Origin of the sequence: Ilumatobacter sp., assembly GCF_041688325.1 — a bacterium.
Taxonomy (GTDB): Bacteria; Actinomycetota; Acidimicrobiia; order Acidimicrobiales; family Ilumatobacteraceae; genus Ilumatobacter_A.
Genome location: NZ_JBDNIJ010000211.1, coordinates 1 through 1247, shown reverse-complemented (window position 1 = coordinate 1247; position 1247 = coordinate 1). Strand labels below are relative to the sequence as shown.

At 63.5% G+C, this 1247-nt stretch carries 1 pseudogene and 1 other annotated feature; the pseudogene reads left to right on the top strand.

Going from position 1 to position 1247, the window contains the following annotated elements:
- Nucleotides 1-54: 54 nt before the first annotated feature.
- Nucleotides 55-1247 (top strand): annotated as a pseudogene (locus ACH2EI_RS12275) (IS3 family transposase); the annotation flags it as partial.
- Nucleotides 357-473: a sequence feature (AL1L pseudoknot), on the top strand. Its footprint overlaps the pseudogene before it by 117 nt.

Below are 1247 nucleotides of genomic sequence, written 5' to 3'. Positions count from 1 at the left end.
TGAATCGCCCTGGGTTCATCGGAGGCTCTCTACTTTGGTTATCAAGGAGAGATCATGTCGAAGTCGAAGAGCAAGAGGTCGCGGCGGTACTCGTCGGAGCAGAAAGAGCACGCAGTCCGTCTGGTGAGGTTGCGTCGGGTCGAGACCGGTGAGGGCTTCGGCTCGGTGAAAGCTGTCGGTGAGCAGCTCGGGTTCGGGATCGAGTCGGTCCGCAAGTGGGTGCATGATGCCGATCTCGCCGAGGGTCTGGTCGCTGGCAAGGACGGCGGCGCTGCGCCGGCGGACGAGGCCCGGATTCGCGAGTTGGAGCAAGAGGTCAAGGAGCTCCGGCGGGTGAACGGGATTCTGCGGACGTCGGCGTCTTTCTTCGCGGCGGAACTCGACCGCCCACATCGATGATGGTCGACTACATCGACGCTCATCGCGACGAGTACGGAGTCGAGTCGATCTGCAACGTGTTGCCGATTGCTCCGTCCACCTACTACGCGTCCAAGACCGCTGCAACGTCGGCGAGAGCCCAGCGAGACACGGTGATGATGCCGATCATGTTGGCGTTGTTCGTCGCGAACTACCGGGTCTACGGGGCCCGAAAGTTGTGGATCGCAGCCGGGCGTGCCGGCCACGAGATCGGCCGTGATCAGGTCGCTCGCCTGATGAAAGCCCTGGACATCGAGGGTGTCACCCGCCGCCGCAAACGCGTGTGGACCACCGTGCGAGACGACACAGCAGCGCGGTCGCCCGACCTTGTGAAGCGGAACTTCACCGCGACGGCCCCGAACGATCTGTGGGTCACCGACCTCACCTACGTGCCGACCTGGGCGGGTGTCGCGTACGTGTGCTTCATCGTCGATGTGTACTCGAGGATGATCGTTGGTTGGCGCTGCGCCGGACACATGCGCACCAACATGGTCATCGACGCGTTGCACATGGCCGCCTGGAACCGCGGTGGTCTCGACTTGGAAGGATTGCGAGCCCATTCCGACGCCGGGAGCCAGTTCACGTCGATCTTGTGGGGCGAGCAACTCGCCCAACTCGGAGCAGTCCCGTCGATTGGGACCGTCGGCGATTCCTACGACAACGCCCTCGCTGAAACAGTGAACGGCTACTACAAGGCCGAGCTGATCTACGGCCCCGACCAAGGTCCTGGCACAACGTCGACGAGGTCGAACTCGCCACCCTCGCCTGGGCCCACTGGCACAACAACCAGCGCCTCCACGGTCACTGCGGCGACGTCCCTCTGGCCGAGT